Annotated in this window: 13 protein-coding genes; 7 read left to right on the top strand and 6 right to left on the bottom strand. The window is 38.9% G+C overall.

The genetic code is table 11. The features are described 5' to 3' along the window. Positions 1-10 precede the first annotated feature (10 nt). Together ACQ86H_RS01325 and ACQ86H_RS01330 are read right to left on the bottom strand one after the other, a co-directional pair. Positions 11-1,807 carry a RagB/SusD family nutrient uptake outer membrane protein gene (locus ACQ86H_RS01325; protein ID WP_431293606.1) on the bottom strand — a complete coding sequence of 599 codons (1,797 nt, stop codon included), beginning with the start codon at positions 1,805-1,807 and terminating at the stop codon, positions 11-13. 22 nt (positions 1,808-1,829) lie between these two features. After that, positions 1,830-5,012: a SusC/RagA family TonB-linked outer membrane protein gene (locus ACQ86H_RS01330; RefSeq protein ID WP_138819011.1), complete on the bottom strand. Its 3,183-nt coding sequence runs from the start codon at positions 5,010-5,012 to the stop codon at positions 1,830-1,832. 264 nt (positions 5,013-5,276) lie between these two features. Here ACQ86H_RS01330 and ACQ86H_RS01335 point away from each other — a divergent pair, with 264 nt between their 5' ends. The 3 genes from ACQ86H_RS01335 to ACQ86H_RS01345 all read left to right on the top strand — a co-directional run bounded on the left by ACQ86H_RS01335 (position 5,277) and on the right by ACQ86H_RS01345 (position 7,658). After that, the gene (locus tag ACQ86H_RS01335) at positions 5,277-5,519 is read left to right on the top strand and encodes a LacI family DNA-binding transcriptional regulator (RefSeq protein ID WP_431293607.1); all 243 of its coding nucleotides are present in this window, start codon (positions 5,277-5,279) and stop codon (positions 5,517-5,519) included. Continuing rightward, positions 5,516-6,286, top strand: a complete 771-nt coding sequence (locus ACQ86H_RS01340) for a substrate-binding domain-containing protein (protein ID WP_431293608.1) — start codon at positions 5,516-5,518, stop codon at positions 6,284-6,286. The genes ACQ86H_RS01335 and ACQ86H_RS01340 overlap by 4 nt, the downstream gene beginning before the upstream one ends. 187 nt (positions 6,287-6,473) lie before the next feature. After that, positions 6,474-7,658 (top strand): class I SAM-dependent rRNA methyltransferase, encoded by a 1,185-nt coding sequence (locus ACQ86H_RS01345; protein WP_431293609.1) that lies wholly within the window; start codon positions 6,474-6,476, stop codon positions 7,656-7,658. 111 nt (positions 7,659-7,769) lie between these two features. Here the strand turns inward: ACQ86H_RS01345 and ACQ86H_RS01350 are convergent, their stop codons facing one another. Together ACQ86H_RS01350 and ACQ86H_RS01355 are read right to left on the bottom strand one after the other, a co-directional pair. Further along, positions 7,770-8,204 (bottom strand): carboxymuconolactone decarboxylase family protein, encoded by a 435-nt coding sequence (locus ACQ86H_RS01350; RefSeq protein ID WP_138819008.1) that lies wholly within the window; start codon positions 8,202-8,204, stop codon positions 7,770-7,772. 344 nt (positions 8,205-8,548) lie between these two features. Continuing rightward, positions 8,549-9,118, bottom strand: a complete 570-nt coding sequence (locus ACQ86H_RS01355) for a Crp/Fnr family transcriptional regulator (protein ID WP_138819007.1) — start codon at positions 9,116-9,118, stop codon at positions 8,549-8,551. A 538-nt stretch (positions 9,119-9,656) separates the two neighbouring features. On the opposite strand from ACQ86H_RS01355, the gene ACQ86H_RS01360 reads away from it, so the two are divergent. Beyond that, a complete protein-coding gene (locus ACQ86H_RS01360; RefSeq protein ID WP_431293610.1) occupies positions 9,657-10,295 on the top strand; it encodes a GIN domain-containing protein in 639 nt (212 codons plus the stop codon). 134 nt (positions 10,296-10,429) lie between these two features. On the opposite strand, the gene amaB is transcribed toward ACQ86H_RS01360, so the two are convergent. Beyond that, a complete protein-coding gene (amaB, locus tag ACQ86H_RS01365) occupies positions 10,430-11,971 on the bottom strand; it encodes an L-piperidine-6-carboxylate dehydrogenase (RefSeq protein WP_431293611.1) in 1,542 nt (513 codons plus the stop codon). Between the two features lie 123 nt (positions 11,972-12,094). Here amaB and ACQ86H_RS01370 point away from each other — a divergent pair, with 123 nt between their 5' ends. Next, the gene (locus ACQ86H_RS01370) at positions 12,095-14,683 is read left to right on the top strand and encodes a M1 family aminopeptidase (RefSeq protein WP_431293612.1); all 2,589 of its coding nucleotides are present in this window, start codon (positions 12,095-12,097) and stop codon (positions 14,681-14,683) included. A gap of 672 nt (positions 14,684-15,355) precedes the next feature. Here the strand turns inward: ACQ86H_RS01370 and ACQ86H_RS01375 are convergent. Next, positions 15,356-15,811, bottom strand: a complete 456-nt coding sequence (locus ACQ86H_RS01375) for a nuclear transport factor 2 family protein (protein WP_138819003.1) — start codon at positions 15,809-15,811, stop codon at positions 15,356-15,358. A gap of 250 nt (positions 15,812-16,061) precedes the next feature. On the opposite strand from ACQ86H_RS01375, the gene ACQ86H_RS01380 reads away from it, so the two are divergent. Both ACQ86H_RS01380 and ACQ86H_RS01385 read left to right on the top strand, forming a co-directional pair. After that, positions 16,062-17,465: a tetratricopeptide repeat protein gene (locus tag ACQ86H_RS01380; RefSeq protein ID WP_431293613.1), complete on the top strand. Its 1,404-nt coding sequence runs from the start codon at positions 16,062-16,064 to the stop codon at positions 17,463-17,465. A gap of 60 nt (positions 17,466-17,525) precedes the next feature. Beyond that, positions 17,526-18,293 (top strand): phosphosulfolactate synthase, encoded by a 768-nt coding sequence (locus ACQ86H_RS01385; protein ID WP_029276919.1) that lies wholly within the window; start codon positions 17,526-17,528, stop codon positions 18,291-18,293. Positions 18,294-18,375: the final 82 nt, after the last annotated feature.

Here is an 18,375-nt window from a genome sequence, read left to right on the forward strand (position 1 = left end):
AACCTTGAGTTTATAAGTTTAATGGCTTATTGTTTAACAATCCGTTAGATAAATCCAAAAATACCTGCCATATCGGCCAATATTGCTGTTGATTTGGTTCTTTTGTATAAAGGGCATTCCAGTAAGAAACCGTTTCGCCTGTTGTAACCATGGTCCATGCTTTGTTTGAAGTATAGCCTAAAGCAACACCCTGGGCATCGGTATCCCCAAATTTCAATCCATAAATCTCTACCGTTTCGCCATTTGCAGCTGTTCTGTAATAAATTTTAGCAGGCAAAGCCGCATATTTTCCTTGTCTGCTTTCTAGCTGCTGTAATTTAGTTTTGGCTTCAGCCAGTTTCGTGCCCAGTAAATTCCAGCGGATCAGGTCACTTTTCCTTAGCATTTCTCCTGTAAATTCTAAAGCTCTTTCATTTACTACTGCATCAAAAAATGTATTTTTAGAGGCAGTTGCTGTGGCCATAAAAGCGGTAACTTTTGTTGGTGCAGTTGGGAAAGCGCGGTCACGGATCATTTTTAAATATGGTGCAGCTGCTGCCGGGCCATCAATATCGTTAACTGCTTCAGCAGCCATTAACACGACATCTGCATAACGCATATACATCCAGTTTAATCCATCATCATTGGTAGAAGTTACCCTTCTTTTCATCCATTCGTAACGGTATTTCCCAAAGTATAAACGGCCAAGTGCCGATGGTACCTGAGCTGCGCCTTTTGTGCCGTCGCCGCCATCCCATTCGTATGGAACTACGGTTACATCCCTTCGTACATCTTCATTTTCATATTCGTACAGCATAATCGGATTAGGTCCATCTGTTCCGCCTTTATTCTGGCCGGTATACTGGTCTGTTTTTAGATGTTTTACCCCTAAATCAAAAATCACACGGCCTCTGCCATCGCTAAATGGAATTTCCCACATGGATTCTAAGCCGGCGGCACCGGTTTCCTCGTTCAGTTTTCTGAACACCTCTTCAAATCCAAGCAATCTTAATTTACCACTTGCAATAATTTCCAGGCATTCTTTTTTGGCAATGGCATACATTTTATCGTGCGATAATTCCGGATCAGAACTTAACCTTACTGTTCCGTCAAGGCGCTGTGCATAACCACCGGCTGCAAGTGCCAAGCGTGCCCTTAAGCCTTTTGCAAAAGCTTTGCTTACGCGTTCTACTTTAGCTGTTATGTTATTCTCACCAGGCCACGGCAGGTAACCTGCAGCCTCATTTAAGTCGGCTAACAATTGTTTATAAATTACATCTCTGTCATTTCTTGGCAAATAAGATGTTGCAGAGGTAATGGGTTCAAAACGTGCCGGCACATCTCCCCAGCCTTTGATAAGATCGTTGTATAGAACAGCCCTTAAGGTTAAAATTTCGCCAAGGATCTGTGCCATTACGGGGTTACTTTGTATATTGCCGTACGTTCTTATTCCTCTTATGGCCAGGTTAGCCCTTTCAATGCCTTCGTAAAACTTAGCCCATGCATTATCTGTGGTGTTCATTTGGCCATTGTTCACACTACAGTTGTAATTAGATAATTTTGCTTTGTCATCATCAACCGATTTTAAGGTATTGTATACTTCTGTATCGTTGTTAAGCCCATAATACACTAAAAAACGTCCCCTGTAGGAGTTGGTTTCGCCAAAAGATTGCAGCACACCTGCTATGGCACCTTCCGCCAAACTTGGTGTCGAAAAAATAACAGACTCATCAAGCGTAGATTTAGCCGGTGCATCCAATGTTTTTTTACAGCTGCTAACAAGTGTTATTCCGGTAATGATGAACAGCGTATATATAATTTTTTTCATTTTCGTAAAATTAAAAGATCTTCTAAAAATTAACATTTAGCCCGAATAGGTAAGATTTGCTTCTTGGATATGCAGAGTAATCAACTCCTGGTGTAAGCGGCGTATTCCGTCTGGTCGAAACCTCTGGGTCAAAGCCCGTATAATTAGTCCATAGCCACACGTTATAAGCAGAAGCATAAAACCTTAATTTTTTCATTTTTAATTTGCGTGATATTTTTTCAGGAAGGGTATATCCAAGGGTCAGGGTCGATAACCTTAAAAACGAACCATCTTCTACCGCCCAGTCGCTTAGCACAAAAGTTTTGGTATATGGCGACCATAAAGTGGTGTTTGCATTCATGGCTGTTAATTCAGCTGGGTCGTTACTAATTGTTCCGTCTGCCCTTAAATTTGTCCAGCGTTGTCCGCTTTCCATAACTGAAATCAGATTTCTTGAAGCGTATTTACTGGTTGAGGTATATTCAATTTTATTGGCATTGTACACATCGTTTCCATAGCTCCAGTTAAAATATGCACCAAGATCAAAATTGTAAATTCTCGAATTAAGTGAGAAACCACCAGTGTTTAATGGGTTGGTATTGCCGATAATAGACCGGTCGGATAAATCGATCTTTCCGTCTCCTGAAAGATCTTGAATTTTCATTGTGCCCGGGCGTACTGTGCCTACAAATGAAGTAGCGTCAACTACTCCTGGCTTTAATATCCATTTGCCGCTTGTGGCGTTGTAGCCAGTAAAATCAGATACTTCGTATCTGCCGGCACTTTTGTAGCCATAAATACGACCAATTGAGGCACCTTCTTCTACCAAGTAATCTACACCAATTTCTGTTGATGCCCAGCCTGAAGTACCATTTATATTTTTAACCGAACCTAACGAAAGCACTTTGTTTCTGTTGAAACTGATATTGGCGTTTACGGTTAAATCGAAGTTTTTCTCTTTGATTGCACTCCAGTTTACCGAAAATTCTAAACCCTTATTTTGGGTCTGGCCCAAATTGCGGTATTGGTTATCGTATCCGGTACCTCCCAGTGGGAATAAAATCAGTAAATTTTTAGTTTTATTCAAGTAGGCATCAATGGTACCGGTTACTTTCGAATCGAATAAAGCAAAATCCAACCCAATGTTTCTGGTTACGTTTGTTTCCCATTTCAAATCGGGATTAGCCATTGTTTTGGAAGCTGCCCAGTAATTACTGAAACCATTTGTAAAGTTGGTATTAGAATTCTGGAAAGACTGGGTGATTTGCCCGGGAGGGATGTTGTTATTACCTGCCGCACCATAACTGGCTCTTAATTTCAAATCGGATAACCATGATTTTGTTCCCTGCATAAATTTTTCCTGTGAAATTCTCCACGCACCAGAAACTGAGGGAAAATAACCCCAATGATTTTCCGGCGAAAATTTAGAAGAACCATCGGCCCTGAAGGTTGCGCTTAACAAATATTTGCCTTGATAATCGTAATTGGCCCTGCCAAAAAACGAGAATAATTTATCATCCGGAGAAAAGTTATTATCTATAATAGCAGCTTTACCTTGTGTAGTCAATACCCGTGTTTGGTCGAAAGTGAAGGTTTTCGGGAAACCACGAACTTCATTGGTTAAAATATTCTGTTCTGTTTTGATAAATTCCTGACCCAATAAAACATTAAGATTGTGGTTTTTGCCAAGGATTTTATTAAAGCTGTAATTAAGTGTATTGGTGTTTCTAAAGCTGTTCCTATTGGCATTGGTAGAAGTAAGTACTGGGAAATTAGGCGCATCGGCCAGGTTTTTTACGTAATAAGTAGTAAGGCCGTAAAAGCGATCCTGATCACTGCGGAGGCCATCATAACCAACCTCTGAACGCAATCTTAGATTATCAATGATTTCGTAAGTTGCTGCGCCATTTATATTGTAGGTTTTTCGGTGAACATACTGATCATTATCCGAAATGGCCACCAGTGGATTATAGAGGTTAAATTCATCATTGGTATCTGTTGATGCTGTTAAGCCCGGTACAGGGAATGATGGATATAGAATCGCATATTTCAAACGCGAATCGGCTGATGATTTTTCATTTTGCTCGTTAGCCCCGCCGCCATTGGTTTTGGTATCGGAATAGCGGAACCCAAAATCTAAAGTTAAGGCGTCGTATAATTTGTGGTTTAATTTGAAATTAATGTTCTGTCTTTTAAAATCAGACATTTGCATAATGGCCTTATCAGTTACAAAACTGTGACTTAAGCTGTATTTTGTTTTATCGCTTCCGCCGGTAATGCTTAGATTTTGATTAAAGGTTGTTCCTGTACGACCAAAAACCAGATCTTGCCAGTCATTTTCCGCGATATTATCGAACAGGTCTATATCTTGATAATTCCCAAAATATTGAGTGTAATCAGTTGGTGTACCATCTAGAAGTGATCTCTCGTATTGCCAGTGCACATAATCAGATGCCGATAACACACCCAGTTTCTTCGCTAGTTTTCTGGTGCCACCAAAAACATTATAAGCGATATTCGTTTTTCCATCTTTACTGTTTTTGGTTGTAACAAGTATTACCCCGTTAGCACCCCTCGCTCCATAAATGGCCGTTGATGAGGCGTCTTTTAGTACATCGATTGATTCGATATCCTGCGGAGCAATATCAGCTATTGAAGTTACCGGGAACCCATCAACAATATAAAGTGGCGAGTTATCGCCGGTGATGGAACCGCCTCCCCTAACCCTTACGTTAATCTGTGCATCCGGCGAACCTTCTGACGATGAAATATTAATCCCGGCTACCCGTCCCTGAATGGCCTCTAGTGCAGAAGATACCGGAGCCGCAGCAATCACATCAGCGCCTACAGAACCAACAGCGCCGGTTAAGTCTTTTTTACGTACGGTGCCGTATCCAACATTAACGGTTACTTCTTCAAGATTGTTGGCATCCTCATCCAAAGCAACTGATAGTTTTGTTTCGTTTGTTACCGTAACATTTTTGGTTTTATAACCAATATAGGTAAAAGTTAAAACCGCACCATTTGCAGGGATGCTGATCTTGAAAGTGCCGTTAGCATCAGTACTGGTTCCATTTTTTGTGCCTGCTAGTGCAACACTTACACCAACCAGGACCTGTCCGTCTTTTTTATCTTTCACCGTTCCGGTAAGCTGCCTGTTTTGTGCCTGAGCCAATGATAATCCGATAAAAGAGAGAAATGTAAATAAGAGTAAGACTCTGCTCATAATTATTAATTTAGTAGATAAGATTTGGTTATTTAAGATGATGCAATCGCTTGCATGTAGAATATAATTCTATTTCGGAGCGTTATAGTTTGTTTATATTTGGTTACTTTTACTTAACAATTTTACAAACTAAAAAGCAATTGAAACCAGATTTAACTAAAAAAGTGTGCAAACGTTCCCAAAAACGTCAACCTAACGTTTATTAATGTTGGTGACTAAATCCACCTTAAGAGATATTTTTTGTAACTTGTACGCAATACGAACATGAGATTTGAAACATCTACCATAAAAGATATTGCTAAAGCATTAGGACTCTCTACATCTACGGTTTCCCGGGCTTTAAGAGACCGTTACGAAATTAGTGAGGAAACTAAAAAGCTGGTTTTAGCCTATGCCGAAAAGGTAAATTATCGTGCCAATCCGATTGCCAGAAGTTTAAAAGAGCGCCGTAGTTATTCTATCGGAATTATTGTTAGTGAAATTGCCAACAACTTTTTTCTCAGGTGATAAATGGCATTGAATCAATTGCTTATGATAAAGATTATCATGTAATTATTTCTCAAAGCCACGAATCGTACAAACAGGAAAAACTAAACGTTGAACACCTGGCATCGCGTTCCATTGATGGTTTATTAATTGCACTTTCTTCAGAAACACAGGATATCGGTTACTTAAGGCATTTATACGCTAAGGGTTTACCCATTGTATTTTTTGATCGCGTACCGGAAGATTTTGAAACCCATAAAGTAATTGCCAATAACTTTAAGGGCTCTTTTGATGCCACAGAACATCTTATTTTATCAGGAAAAAGAACCATTGCCCATTTGACGAATTCAGAAAACCTTTCAATAACGAAAGAAAGGTTAGCAGGTTATAAAGCGGCTTTGGTTAAATATCATATCGAATTTAAGCCCGAACTGGTAAAATATTGCCAGCATGGTGGTATGCACAGCGCGGAACTGGAAGAAGCGGTGAAAGAACTTTTGCCGCTTAAACCCGATGGGATTTTTATCTCGAGCGACCGCTTAACCACAGGTTGCATTATGGCCCTGAAGAAAACCAATCCTGAAGTGGCACATAAAATTGCGATTGCAGGTTTTACCAATTCCAATCTTGTCGAATTGTTTTCGCCATCCTTAACCTCAGTTAAACAGCCTGCATTCGAAATGGGACAGGTGGCCACCGAATTATTGATTTCGATGATCGAAGCTAAAAGGCCTGTTACCGAGTTCGAAACCAAGGTTTTGGATACGGAACTGGTGAAGAAGCGCTGAATGCCAATCGGTTAGCGTATGGCGCAAGGCGTTGAGTGCCTGGCGCTAAGCGTGTGGTGGTTAGCGTTTAATGCTACGTTCGAATAAGCACTCCGATTTAACAGATGTTCTGATTATGCGCATCGTATGAAACGCTTATCGCTAAGCGCCAAACGCTATTCTCCAAACTAATTATTACCTTTGCAGCATGGTAGAAATCATATTAAAAAAGGGTAAAGAAAAAGCGGCATTACAAAGACATCCATGGGTATTTTCCGGAGCATTAGAAAAAGTTAAGGGAAAACCTGAAGATGGTGATGTCGTAAAAGTTTTTGCTTTCGATCATGAATTTCTCGCCTATGGATATTTCAATAGCAATTCGCGTGTTGCTGTTCGCTTGTTAGAATGGGACGAAACACAAACCATTGATCACAATTGGTACCAGAACCGGTTAAAACAAGCCATTGCTTCGCGTCATTTTATTTTAAGCGAACAGACCAATACCTGTCGTTTAGTTTTTAGTGAAGCCGATTTTCTGCCTGGCTTAATTGTCGACAAATATGCCGATTTCCTGTCGTTGCAGATTTTAAGTTCCGGAATTGAAAAGGTTAAAACAGAGATTGTAGAATTACTAAAGGCAGAATTAAAATCGAAAGGCATATTCGATAAAAGTGATGCCACCGCACGTACTCACGAAGGTTTACCTATTGAAAACGGATTGCTTTGGGGCGAAAATCCACCAGAATTTTTAGAGGTAAAAGAAAATGGAATTATTTATAATATCAATATTGCTGAAGGACAGAAATCAGGCTTTTATTGCGATCAGCGGGATAACAGAAGTATTTTAGCCGGTTATACAAAAGATAAAAAAGTTTTGGATTGCTTTAGCTATAGCGGTGGTTTTAGCCTCAACAGTTTGGCTAATGGTGCAGCAAGTGTTACCAGTGTTGATAGTTCAGGACTGGCTGTAGAAACCTTAAAGCAAAACATAGCCTTAAATAAATTCGATGCTGATAAAGTTACAGCTATCCAGTCGGATGTAAATAAACAACTCAGGGCTTTTAAAGAATCGGGCGAACTGTTTGATGTGATTGTGCTTGATCCACCTAAATACGCACCTTCGCGTTCAGCGTTAGATCGTGCAGCCAGGGCTTATAAAGATTTAAACCGTTTAGGTATGCTGTTACTGGAAAAAGGTGGTCTTTTGGCTACTTTCTCTTGTTCAGGGGCAGTTGATATTGAAACATTTAAACAAATTATTGCCTGGGCAGCGCTTGATGCAGGCAAGGAAGTACAGATTATTAAACAATTCTGCCAACCAGAAGACCATCCGGTTCGGATTTCTTTCCCGGAAGGGGAATACTTAAAGGGATTGTTGTTAAGGGTGCTATAATTTATTCTTTTACCGGACAACATTAAACCACAAAGACACAAATTACCAGGTGATTTTAAACATTAACCAGGTGCTATCGTGTCTTTGTGATAAACTGAAAGAGGAATCTGATTATCCAACCATCACTTTGGCGGTAATGGCCAGTCTGTTCCAGGCATTAATGGTAACTATAGCCATAATTAGCTGTGCTAATTCCTGCTCGTTAAAAAAACTTGCTGCTTTTTGATAAGTTGCATCAGAAACATGGTGGCTAATTAAGGTTACTTCTTCTGTTAAAGCCAAAACAGCTTCTTCTTTTGCCGTAAACAAGGTTGTTTCTCTCCAGGCATTTAATAAATACAAACGTTGCTGGGTTTCGCCTATTTTACGGGCATCAGTTGCGTGCATGTTTAAGCAAAATGCACAGCCGTTAATTTGCGATGCGCGCATTTTGATCAATTCTAAAAGAATTGGATCTAATTTGCTGGTTGATAAATATTTTTCTAAACCATACATGGCCTGATAAGCTGCAGGTTCTACTTTTGGAATATCAATTCTACTTTCCATTTTATTTGTTTTTTGATTACGATGTAAAGTTCCGAATCCCGGTCTTGAAAAAACTTAATGTAGTTTAAGAAATGAATTTTCTAATGCAAGGCACAAAGACTTTCGCAAAGTGTGCTAAGTAGGGTTAAAAGTCCTGTTATTTTGACATTTAATGTTACTCGATAAAATGTATGCGATTCGTCATTTTGACCGCAGTGGAGAAATCGATGGATAATTCATTTAACAACAGAGCTTACAGATTTCTCCATTCCGCTTCGCTCCAGTCGAAAGGACGAAAATCAATAAGCCCAACGCTGTGTGCCCCGCGTTTCTTCTCTGCTAATTCCTTTGCGGTTAACAAACGATTATTTCTTCGCCCTGATTTTACTTAAAAATTCTGGAGTAAAGCCAAGGTAAGAAGCCAGCATGTATTGTGGCACACGTTGTACAAATTCGGGAAATAAACGATTAAAATGGCGATATCTTTCTTCAGCTGTCTGGCTATAGAGAAATTTTATCCTTCTTTGCGATGCCTGGTGGTTTTTTTGAAGGATCAATCTAAAATACCGTTCCAGTTTAGGCAGTTTATGAAACATTTCATCATAATGATGATTTTCGATAGCAATCACTTCAGTTGTTTCTGCCGCCTGGATATAAAATTCAGATTGCTCCTGAAAAAGAAAGCTCGTCAAATCGGTAATCCACCAGTTTTCTATGGCAAATTGAGTGGTCTGTTCAGCGCCCTTTATATCAATGAAATAAAGCCTTAAGCAGCCTTTTACCACAAAATAATTTGCCCTGCAGGTTTGCCCTTCCGCTAATAAAAAAGCTTTCTTTTTAACGGAAAAAGATTTGAGAAACGGTGCAAGAATTTCCTGTTCATCGTTGCTCAGATCTATAAATTTATTAATGTGTTTATAAAGTGTACTACCCATTTCCATACTATTGATCAGCTAAAATAGTTATAATTATAAAAATGGAATTAAAGGCTTAGCGTGAAAATGACTTATATAATCAGGCGGTAAAAGCCTGCCAAAAAGGAGAGTTAAGGACAATGGGCTAAAAGCATGTGTATCTCTATCCGTCAAAGCTGTTGACTGTTTCCAAGAATATTAACGGATACCAATACACCATGATAGTTACCTCTTTACAAAGCACTTGTTACGAAGATAATAGTAAGGATTATTTTTGGAGTGAGACAAAGAGTAATCTGCTCATTAAAAAGCCTTAAGCTAATCACTTTCTAACAAATGGCCGGTTTTTAATTAATCCGGTCTTTTTTGTTTGTCGATGTTTCAAAAAATATGCTGGATTTCGTATAGGTTAATTCGGCGTTCGTCTATAAATACAAGTGCATGGTATAATAGCTCATAACTGGCTGAAACGTTTTCGCCAGAACGCAGTCTTAATTACAAAACCACCTAATAATTAGGGATTTAAAATAAAGATTTATAAACATAAAATATTAAGGTCATGAAAACTTCTATTAAAAATTTATTCGCAGCAGCATTAGTAATGGTTACTTTAAGCAGCGCAACAATTGTAGCAAACGCAACAGAAAATAATTCCAGCTACACTGCATTAACAAATGTTAGAAACATCAGCAAAATTTTAGTTTCGGGAAACGTGAAACTGATCCTTGTTCAGGATGCAAAAGAAAGTGTTGAGGTTTATGATCAATATTATACCAAAAATGCCCTGGTACAACAGCAGGGAGCAGAACTTAGAATTAGCTCTTTTGATAAAAATGCCTTAACCGTAATTGTGCGTGTAAATAACTTAACTGCTATAGAAGCTTCAAATACTGCAAGTGTAAGTACTGCCGGAAATTTCAACCTGTTAAACCTAAACATTGTTTTAAATGATGAGGCATCGGCAGATATTAAAGCCAACACCGTTAATTTATCAACCAATATTAAAGATGGTGCATCCTTAAAATTAGAAGGAACTACCGATTTACACCAGGCTGTAATGGGGGTAGCATCCAAAATAAACATGGCTGGTTTTAATGCGCTGGAAAGTAGTATCAGATTAACAGGAAAATCGCTTTTGGCAAACAGCAAATCCCGTTATGATGACATACAGGTTTCTTTATTAGAAAAACTATTCTAACTCCATCATATATTTTACCACAAAGGCGCTGAATTTAAGTTCAGCGCCTTTTTTGTCAGCGAAGGTTTCGGACACTCCTGGTTATAACAAATATAGATTGCTCCGTCGTTCCTCCTCGCAATGACGAATTTTTTTTACAAATCAAATTTTATCCCCTGTGCTAAAGGCAGTGTATTCGAATAATTAATGGTATTGGTTTGCCGGCGCATATAAGCTCTCCAGGCATCAGAACCGCTTTCCCTTCCACCACCTGTTTCTTTCTCGCCACCAAAAGCACCGCCAATTTCTGCGCCTGAAGTACCAATATTTACATTTGCGATACCACAGTCAGATCCTTTGGCCGATAAGAACTGCTCTGCCTCTCTTAAATTCAAGGTCATAATGGCTGATGATAATCCTTGAGGAACAGCGTTTTGCAAAGCAATGGCCTCCTCTAATGTTTTGTACTTAATCAGGTATAAAATTGGCGCAAATGTTTCGTGTTGAACAATCTTGAAATCATTCTGAACCTCTGCAATGCAGGGCTTTACGTAACATCCACTCGTGTAGTCATCGCCAGATAAAACGCCACCCTCTACTAAAAACGTACCGCCTTCGGCCTTACATTTAGCTATAGAATCTAAGTAGGCTGCAACTGCATCGGTATCAATTAGTGGACCTACATGGTTATTTTGATCTAAAGGATCGCCAATACGCAATTGTCCGTAAGCTTTAACCAGTTTCGCAGTAAAAGCATCATATACACTTTCGTGTATAATTAATCTTCTTGTAGAAGTGCAACGCTGGCCTGCGGTACCAACCGCACCAAATACAGCACCAATTAAACTCATGTCTAAATCAGCATGTTCTGAAATAATAATGGCATTATTACCGCCAAGCTCTAACAAGCTTTTTCCTAACCGTGCCCCAACGGCAGCTCCAACTGCCTTGCCCATGCGTGTCGATCCGGTGGCAGAAATTAAAGGGATGCGGCCGTCATTTGTCATGAGTTTGCCAACTTCCCTGTCGCCTAAAACGAGATTACAAACGCCTTCGGCGATATTATTATCTTTAAAAACCTTTGCAATAATATGCTGACAGGCAATGGCAGTTAAAGGTGTTTTTTCTGATGGTTTCCAGATGCAAACATTCCCACAAACCAAAGCCAAAGCCGCATTCCAGCTCCAAACCGCTACCGGAAAATTAAAGGCAGAAATAATTCCAACAATTCCCAATGGATGCCATTGTTCGTACATCCGGTGGTTCGGGCGTTCACTGTGCATGGTTAAACCATAAAGCTGCCTCGATAAACCTACTGCAAAATCGCAGATATCAATCATTTCCTGCACCTCACCAAATCCTTCCTGTAAACTTTTTCCCATTTCGTAAGAAACCAAAGTACCCAAGGCGTCTTTATGCTCACGTAGAGCATCGCCAAATTGGCGAATAATTTCGCCTCTTTTTGGAGCAGGAACCGTACGCCAATCTGCAAAAGCTGCTTGTGCCTTTACAACAACCGCATCATAGTCTGCTTTGCCTGCAACTTTTGCCGAAGCAATCAGTTTACCATCAACAGGAGAAAAACTTTCTAGTGTATCGGTATTCGATTCGCCTCCCCAGTGGCTGCCTGTACTGTAGGCTGCGTTGCTCGCTTTAACGCCCAATTTATTTAAAATGGATTGAATATCTGTAGTCATATATCTAACGATTTACACAAAAAAACAAAAAATTAACAGAAAGGAGGCTACATTTGGGTCTTTACTTTATCACAATCTTTAATATCTTGCTTTAAAGTTAACTGACTTATAAAATCTTAAAAAATGAATAAAAAAATTATTGCCTGTGGCATAATGTTGGTTTCAGCTTTTACAGCTAATCCACTTTTTGCACAGGAACAGCCTGCAGAAAAATCGAGTAACTTAAATATTTACCGTGTAACTGCAACCAAAGTTAACGATCTGGTACATACCAAACTCGATGTATCTTTTGATTATGCAAAGCGATACCTATATGGTAAAGAATGGGTTACTTTAAAGCCTCATTTTTATGCTACAGACTCTTTAACCCTTGATGCGCAGGGAATGGATATTAAAACCATTGCATTGGTTGGTGCAAAAGGAAATACCCCGCTTAAATATGTTTATAAAGACAATAAGCTATACATCACCCTAAATAAAAAGTACACTAATGCTGAGAAGTATACGGTCTATATTGCTTATACTGCTAAACCTGATGAACTGAAGGTAAAGGGGAGTGCGGCCATAACCGACGCTAAAGGTTTATATTTTATCAACCCGGATGGCACCGATAAAAATAAGCCAACACAGATCTGGACACAGGGTGAAACAGAATCATCTTCCGCATGGTTTCCCACTATCGATAAGCCTGATCAGAAAACTACCGAAGAGATTTCAATAACCGTAAAATCGAAATATACAACGCTTTCTAACGGAAAATTGTTGAGCCAGAAAGCCAATGCAGATGGAACCCGAACTGATACATGGAAAATGGATTTGCCCCACTCTCCGTATTTGTTTATGATGGCTGTGGGTGAATTCAAAATCACAAAAGATATTTATAAAGGCAAGGAAGTGAGTTATTACCTGGAGCCTAAATACGCGCCTTATGCCAAACAGATTTTTGGTAAAACACCTGATATGATCCGGTTTTACAGCAATTTGTTAGGTGTGGATTATCCATGGAACAAATACGCACAGGTGGTGGCCAGAGATTATGTTTCGGGTGCAATGGAAAATACGACCGCTACGTTGCACGGCGAACAGGTACAAAAAACCGATAGAGAGTTATTGGATGAAAATGAAGAAGGAACCATTGCACACGAGCTTTTTCACCAGTGGTTTGGCGATTACGTAACGGCCGAATCGTGGTCTAACTTAACCATGAACGAATCTTTTGCCACCTTTGGCGAGGTAATCTGGCATGGGCATGATGCAGGTCAGGATGCTGAAGATAAATCGCGTTACGAAAAACTGCAATCTTACCTTGGTTCGACTAAAAAAGGTGAAAGTCCGGTTTTGGCCCGCTTCTATTATAATGATAAGGAAGATATGTTTGATAATATCAGCTATGCCAAAGGATCTATTATTTTGTATGCCTTAAAAAACCAGATGGGTGATGCTGCTTTCTACAAATCGCTTAACCTTTACCTTACTACCAATGCCTTTAAAAACGGCGAAACACACCAATTACGTTTGGCAATGGAAGATGTTACCGGAAAAGATTGGAGTCCTTATTTTAATCAATGGTATTACAATGGTGGTCACCCGGTTTTAAGTATAGATTATGGTTATGAAAACGGCAAGGCAACAATTAAAGTTAAACAAACACAGGATTCGAGTGTGCAGACCTTTACGTTGCCTATAAAAATTGATATTTATGCAGGTGGTAAAAAAATCAGGAAAGAAATTCTGATTAATAGTCGTGAGCAGAATTTTAGTTTTGACGTGAGTGCAAAACCAGATTTAATCGATTTTGATGTAGATAAAATTTTAGTTGGCGAAACCAATGACAATAAAACCGCAGAAAACTATTATTTCCAATACAAAAATGCCCCAAGTTATGCCAATAGAATTGAAGCCTTACAATTTATTATGCAGAGCAAGGCCAACAGCGGTCAACTGGTGTTGTTAGAAGGTTTAAAGGATAAATCGGCAGATTTACGTGCATTAAGTATAGATGGCATTAATTTAGAAGATGCTCAGATTAAAGCAGCAGCTTTGCCGGTTTTACTTCAGATTGCCAAAACAGATAAAAATACCGAAGCAAGATCAGCTGCAATTGTGAAACTAGCCGCAACCGGCGATCAGGCTTATAAAACTTTAGTGTTAGAAAGTTTAAAAGATAGATCGTACAAGGTAATTGCTGCTGGTGTTGATGGCCTGGCCAAACTGGCACCGCAGGAAACTATTTCAGCCATCGCATCGTTAGATGAAGATACAAGAGCGCATATTGCGCCTTCAATCGCATCCTTGTACATCAACGAACCAAAGGATGATTATCAGGCATTTTACGATAACATTATGCTTACCGGTGATAGGAATAAAGTTTTTGGCGTAGTTGGTCAGTATTTTCAGTATCTGAGAGCCAACACTAACCCTGCAGTTACTGAGCAAGGTATAACGAACATTAGTAACGCCATTGAAAGATTAAAGTTACAACCCTATTTAAACAAGCAATTGGCTGGTGCTTATACTGCAGCTGCTCAAGCCAAAACACAACAAGCAGCCGCAGTAAGCGGAGAGGCTAAAACAAAGCTGGGCAAGCAGGCCGAATTATTTAAAAAAGGCGCAGCTGATTTAGGGAAAAGAATAATAGCAAAATCTCATTTGAAGAAAAGAGCTGGCATGGAAACATCGCCGGCTCTTTCTCTATGCAATAATGAAGTTTGATTAATGCTATTCCAAAACGATTATTTTTAGCCTTTTAAATAACACTATAGTCATGAGGCGGTATTCATATTTGTGATTCCATTTCGAACTTGTCACTTTGAGCCTGTCGAAACGCTTTAGAGAGTATTTAAACAGGTCCTTCGACAGGCTACCATTGATAGAATCCACTAGTGTGGTCGTCATTCTCGCGCATGCGGGAATCTTAAAGCGCTTGCATTACGATTCCCAATCGAGTTGGGAATGACGATCTCTTGTAGTCTAAAATTCTGAGTAAAAAAGCTATGACTCATATTGATTTTAAACAATTAATTAACCCTCAGGATGACAATTATATATTTATGATACAGATCAGGGCGACGGCACTCTAATAATTTGTTTTAGAGATTTTGGAAATGAACAGTTCTGCCTATAGCAGTTGATAGCCCTGCTATCCCTCCAAGTCCTCACTCGTTCCTCACTGCGGGCTTTCCGTTCTATCAGGTTTATAAACGGCGAGTGGTACATTTTAGCCTGTGCAACCTCAAATAGTAGCATGAACAGTTGTTTATAAACGGGATTGGAATGGCAGCTCACGATTGAAAATCGGGACTATAATGTAAACCCGACTAACAATAATCAAGCTACGGGCCTTGCTTTCCAAAAACAATAATAATAACTTACCCATAAAAATCACTAGTTGCAGTTATCCTTTCTCCTCGTATCAATAATATAAACAATCTGCCAGCCCTTATCTCCTTTTACCAGCTGAAAGGAATTAACCCCACACTGGCTAAATTTTTCGCCCAGATAAAATTTATAGTCTGTCCAAACAGAAGCCAAAGGACCGTCGATTAATATTTTGGTAAACACAATACGCTCATCGTATTTTTCCTGGTGTGGAGTGCCGGTAAATTTGATAAAGTTGTTAACGGATTCCGAACGTATACTTACTTTTGCTTCTTTGTTAGTGATGGTTTGCATTATTGCTTCTGGTGCAAAGGCACTTCTGGTTAAAGTGCTGTCTCCATCTTTCATACCCTTAAAAAGGTTATTTATGGTTTTTTTAACCGCACTTTCTTCATCGCTTTGTGCGAAGCCATTTGTAATAAAACATAGTAAAAACAGGGCAAAAATGACTAATCCTTTCATGACTTCTTAATTACGTATATACCATAAATTTATAGTATTTTTGTAAAAGAAGGGAAAAGGAACCGCGATGTTGCAAAAAATCTATCGATTATCCACACATCTTAGTCACAGTTAATAAGCTTTATAGTCAGCTGTTTACGCTGTTTTTAGCTGTTGATGTTAATAATTATTTTAAAAACGAATAATTAAAATTGGTAAACTTATAATGTGTTTTTCTGCTAATTGGCACGGTTCTTTAATAGTATAATATATGGAAGAAGAATTCTTTTTTGAATCCAACGAAGATGCACAACGCTCGGTAGAACGTTACGAAGAGATGCTCCGCAATCAGGATCAGTATTTTTTCGATGCAGGCGCTTTTGAATACATTGTAGATTTTTACATTGAGAAAAATGATCCGGTCAAAGCTTTGCAGGTAGTTGATTTTGCAATCAGTCAACACCCCTATGCAACAGTCTTTTTAATCAAACAGGCACACCTTTATATCTTAACCAACAACAACGAAAAGGCTTTTATTTCTTTGCAAAAGGCTGAGCTTTTAGAGCCGTCTGAACCGGATATTTATTTACTTCGCGGTAATATTTTTCAAAATACTGAACGTTTTGACGAGGCTTTGGAAAATTATGAAAAAGCTTTGGGACTGGCCGAAAGTACGGATGAGATTTTATTGCAGATGGCTTATGTGTACCAGAGCATGAGCGATTATGAAAATGCCATTACCTATATTAAGCTGAGTTTAGAGCAGAATATGGAGAATCAGGATGGTCTATACGAGTTAGCTTTCTGTTATGATGTATTAGATAAGCAAGAAGAAAGTATTAAGTTTTATCAGCAATATATCGATACTGATCCATATTCTTATGCAGCATGGTACAATTTGGGGAATAGTTTCCACAAATTGAACCTTTTCGAAAAAGCTATTGACGCTTATGATTACGCAATACTGATCAAAGAAGACTTCAGTTCGGCTTATTTTAACAAAGGAAATGCACTTGTACAACTGGATAAATACGATGAGGCAATAGATGTTTATAAACAGACTTTCGAATACGAACAGCCTAATGCCGATACTTATTGTGCCATTGGTGAATGTTACGAAAAGCTGGAAAAAATGGACGAAGCCCGTTCCTATTATAAAAAATCAGTAAAAATGGATCCTAAAATGGCAGATGCCTGGTTTGGGATCGGTGTTACACTGAATTTTGAAGAACGTTATTTCGAATCGCTGCATTTTTATAAAAAAGCAATAGATTTAGAGGCCGAGAATCCTGATTTTTGGTTTGCCATGGCCGATGCTTATTATAAATTAGGCCAGATTGATGAATCGATTGAAGCTTACGAAAAAGTATTGGAGTTTAATCCCTTGGATATTGAAGCCTGGTTAGATTTTAGTACAGTGCTTTATGAGCAGGGAAAATTGCTTGAAGCATCAGAAACAATGGCAGAAGCAATTAAGAACAATCCTGAAGCTGCTGAACTTTATTACCGAATGGTGGCCTATCTTTTTGCCATGGCTAATTATAGCGATGCATTGGGATACCTGGAAACGGCTTTAACAACTGACCCCGACAAACACTATATTTTGTTTGAATATTTACCGCAATTGCAGGATAATAGTGCCATTTTGAACGTTATAAACCGGTATATAAGGTAACGACCTTGTGAGAAAAATTTAACAAATAAATCTCAAAATTTTTTTCACTTTTGTAGCTATATGAATTATCCATTATTAAACGTTCCCGAACGTCCAGCTAAACCACGCCAAAAAGGCTTAACAATGGTTATGGATAAGGGATTGAGCCTGCGCCAGGTAGAAGATTTTATTGAAGTTGCCGGTGTACATACAGATATCGTAAAATTAGGCTGGGCTACCTCACACGTAACCCCAAACCTTAAAGAAAAATTAGCTTTATATAAAAGTGCGGGCATTCCAACCTATTTCGGAGGAACCTTATTTGAAGCCTTTATTATCCGTAACCAGTTTTCAGATTATCAACGTGTTTTAGACCAGTATGGAATGGAATACGCAGAGGTTTCTGATGGTTCTATCGAAATTGAGCACGATAAAAAATGTGAGTTTATCCGCGAATTGTCTAAACAGGTCACTGTGATTTCTGAAGTTGGCAGTAAAGATGCCGCTAAAATATTTGCGCCATATAAGTGGATTAAATTAATGCAGGCTGAAATTGAGGCAGGTTCGTGGAAAGTAATTGCCGAAGCGCGCGAAGGCGGTAATGTTGGTATTTACCGTGGTAGTGGCGAAGTGAGGGAAGGATTGGTTGATGAAATTTTAACGCAGATTCCTGAAGAAACCATTATTTGGGAAGCCCCTCAAAAAGAACAGCAGGTTTGGTTTATTAAATTAATCGGTAGCAATGTAAATCTTGGTAATATTGCCCCGGCAGAGGTAATTCCTTTAGAAACCATTCGTTTAGGACTACGCGGAGATACTTTCGACTATTTCCTGAACCAGGTAAAATAAAGACAAAATTCGTCATTACGAGGCACATCGTTAAATAAACCTTACAGTTTTCAAAAGCCTGTAAGGTTTGCTTGTTATATCA

The sequence above is a fragment of the Pedobacter sp. P26 genome (assembly GCF_050632135.1).
GTDB lineage: Bacteria > Bacteroidota > Bacteroidia > Sphingobacteriales > Sphingobacteriaceae > Pedobacter.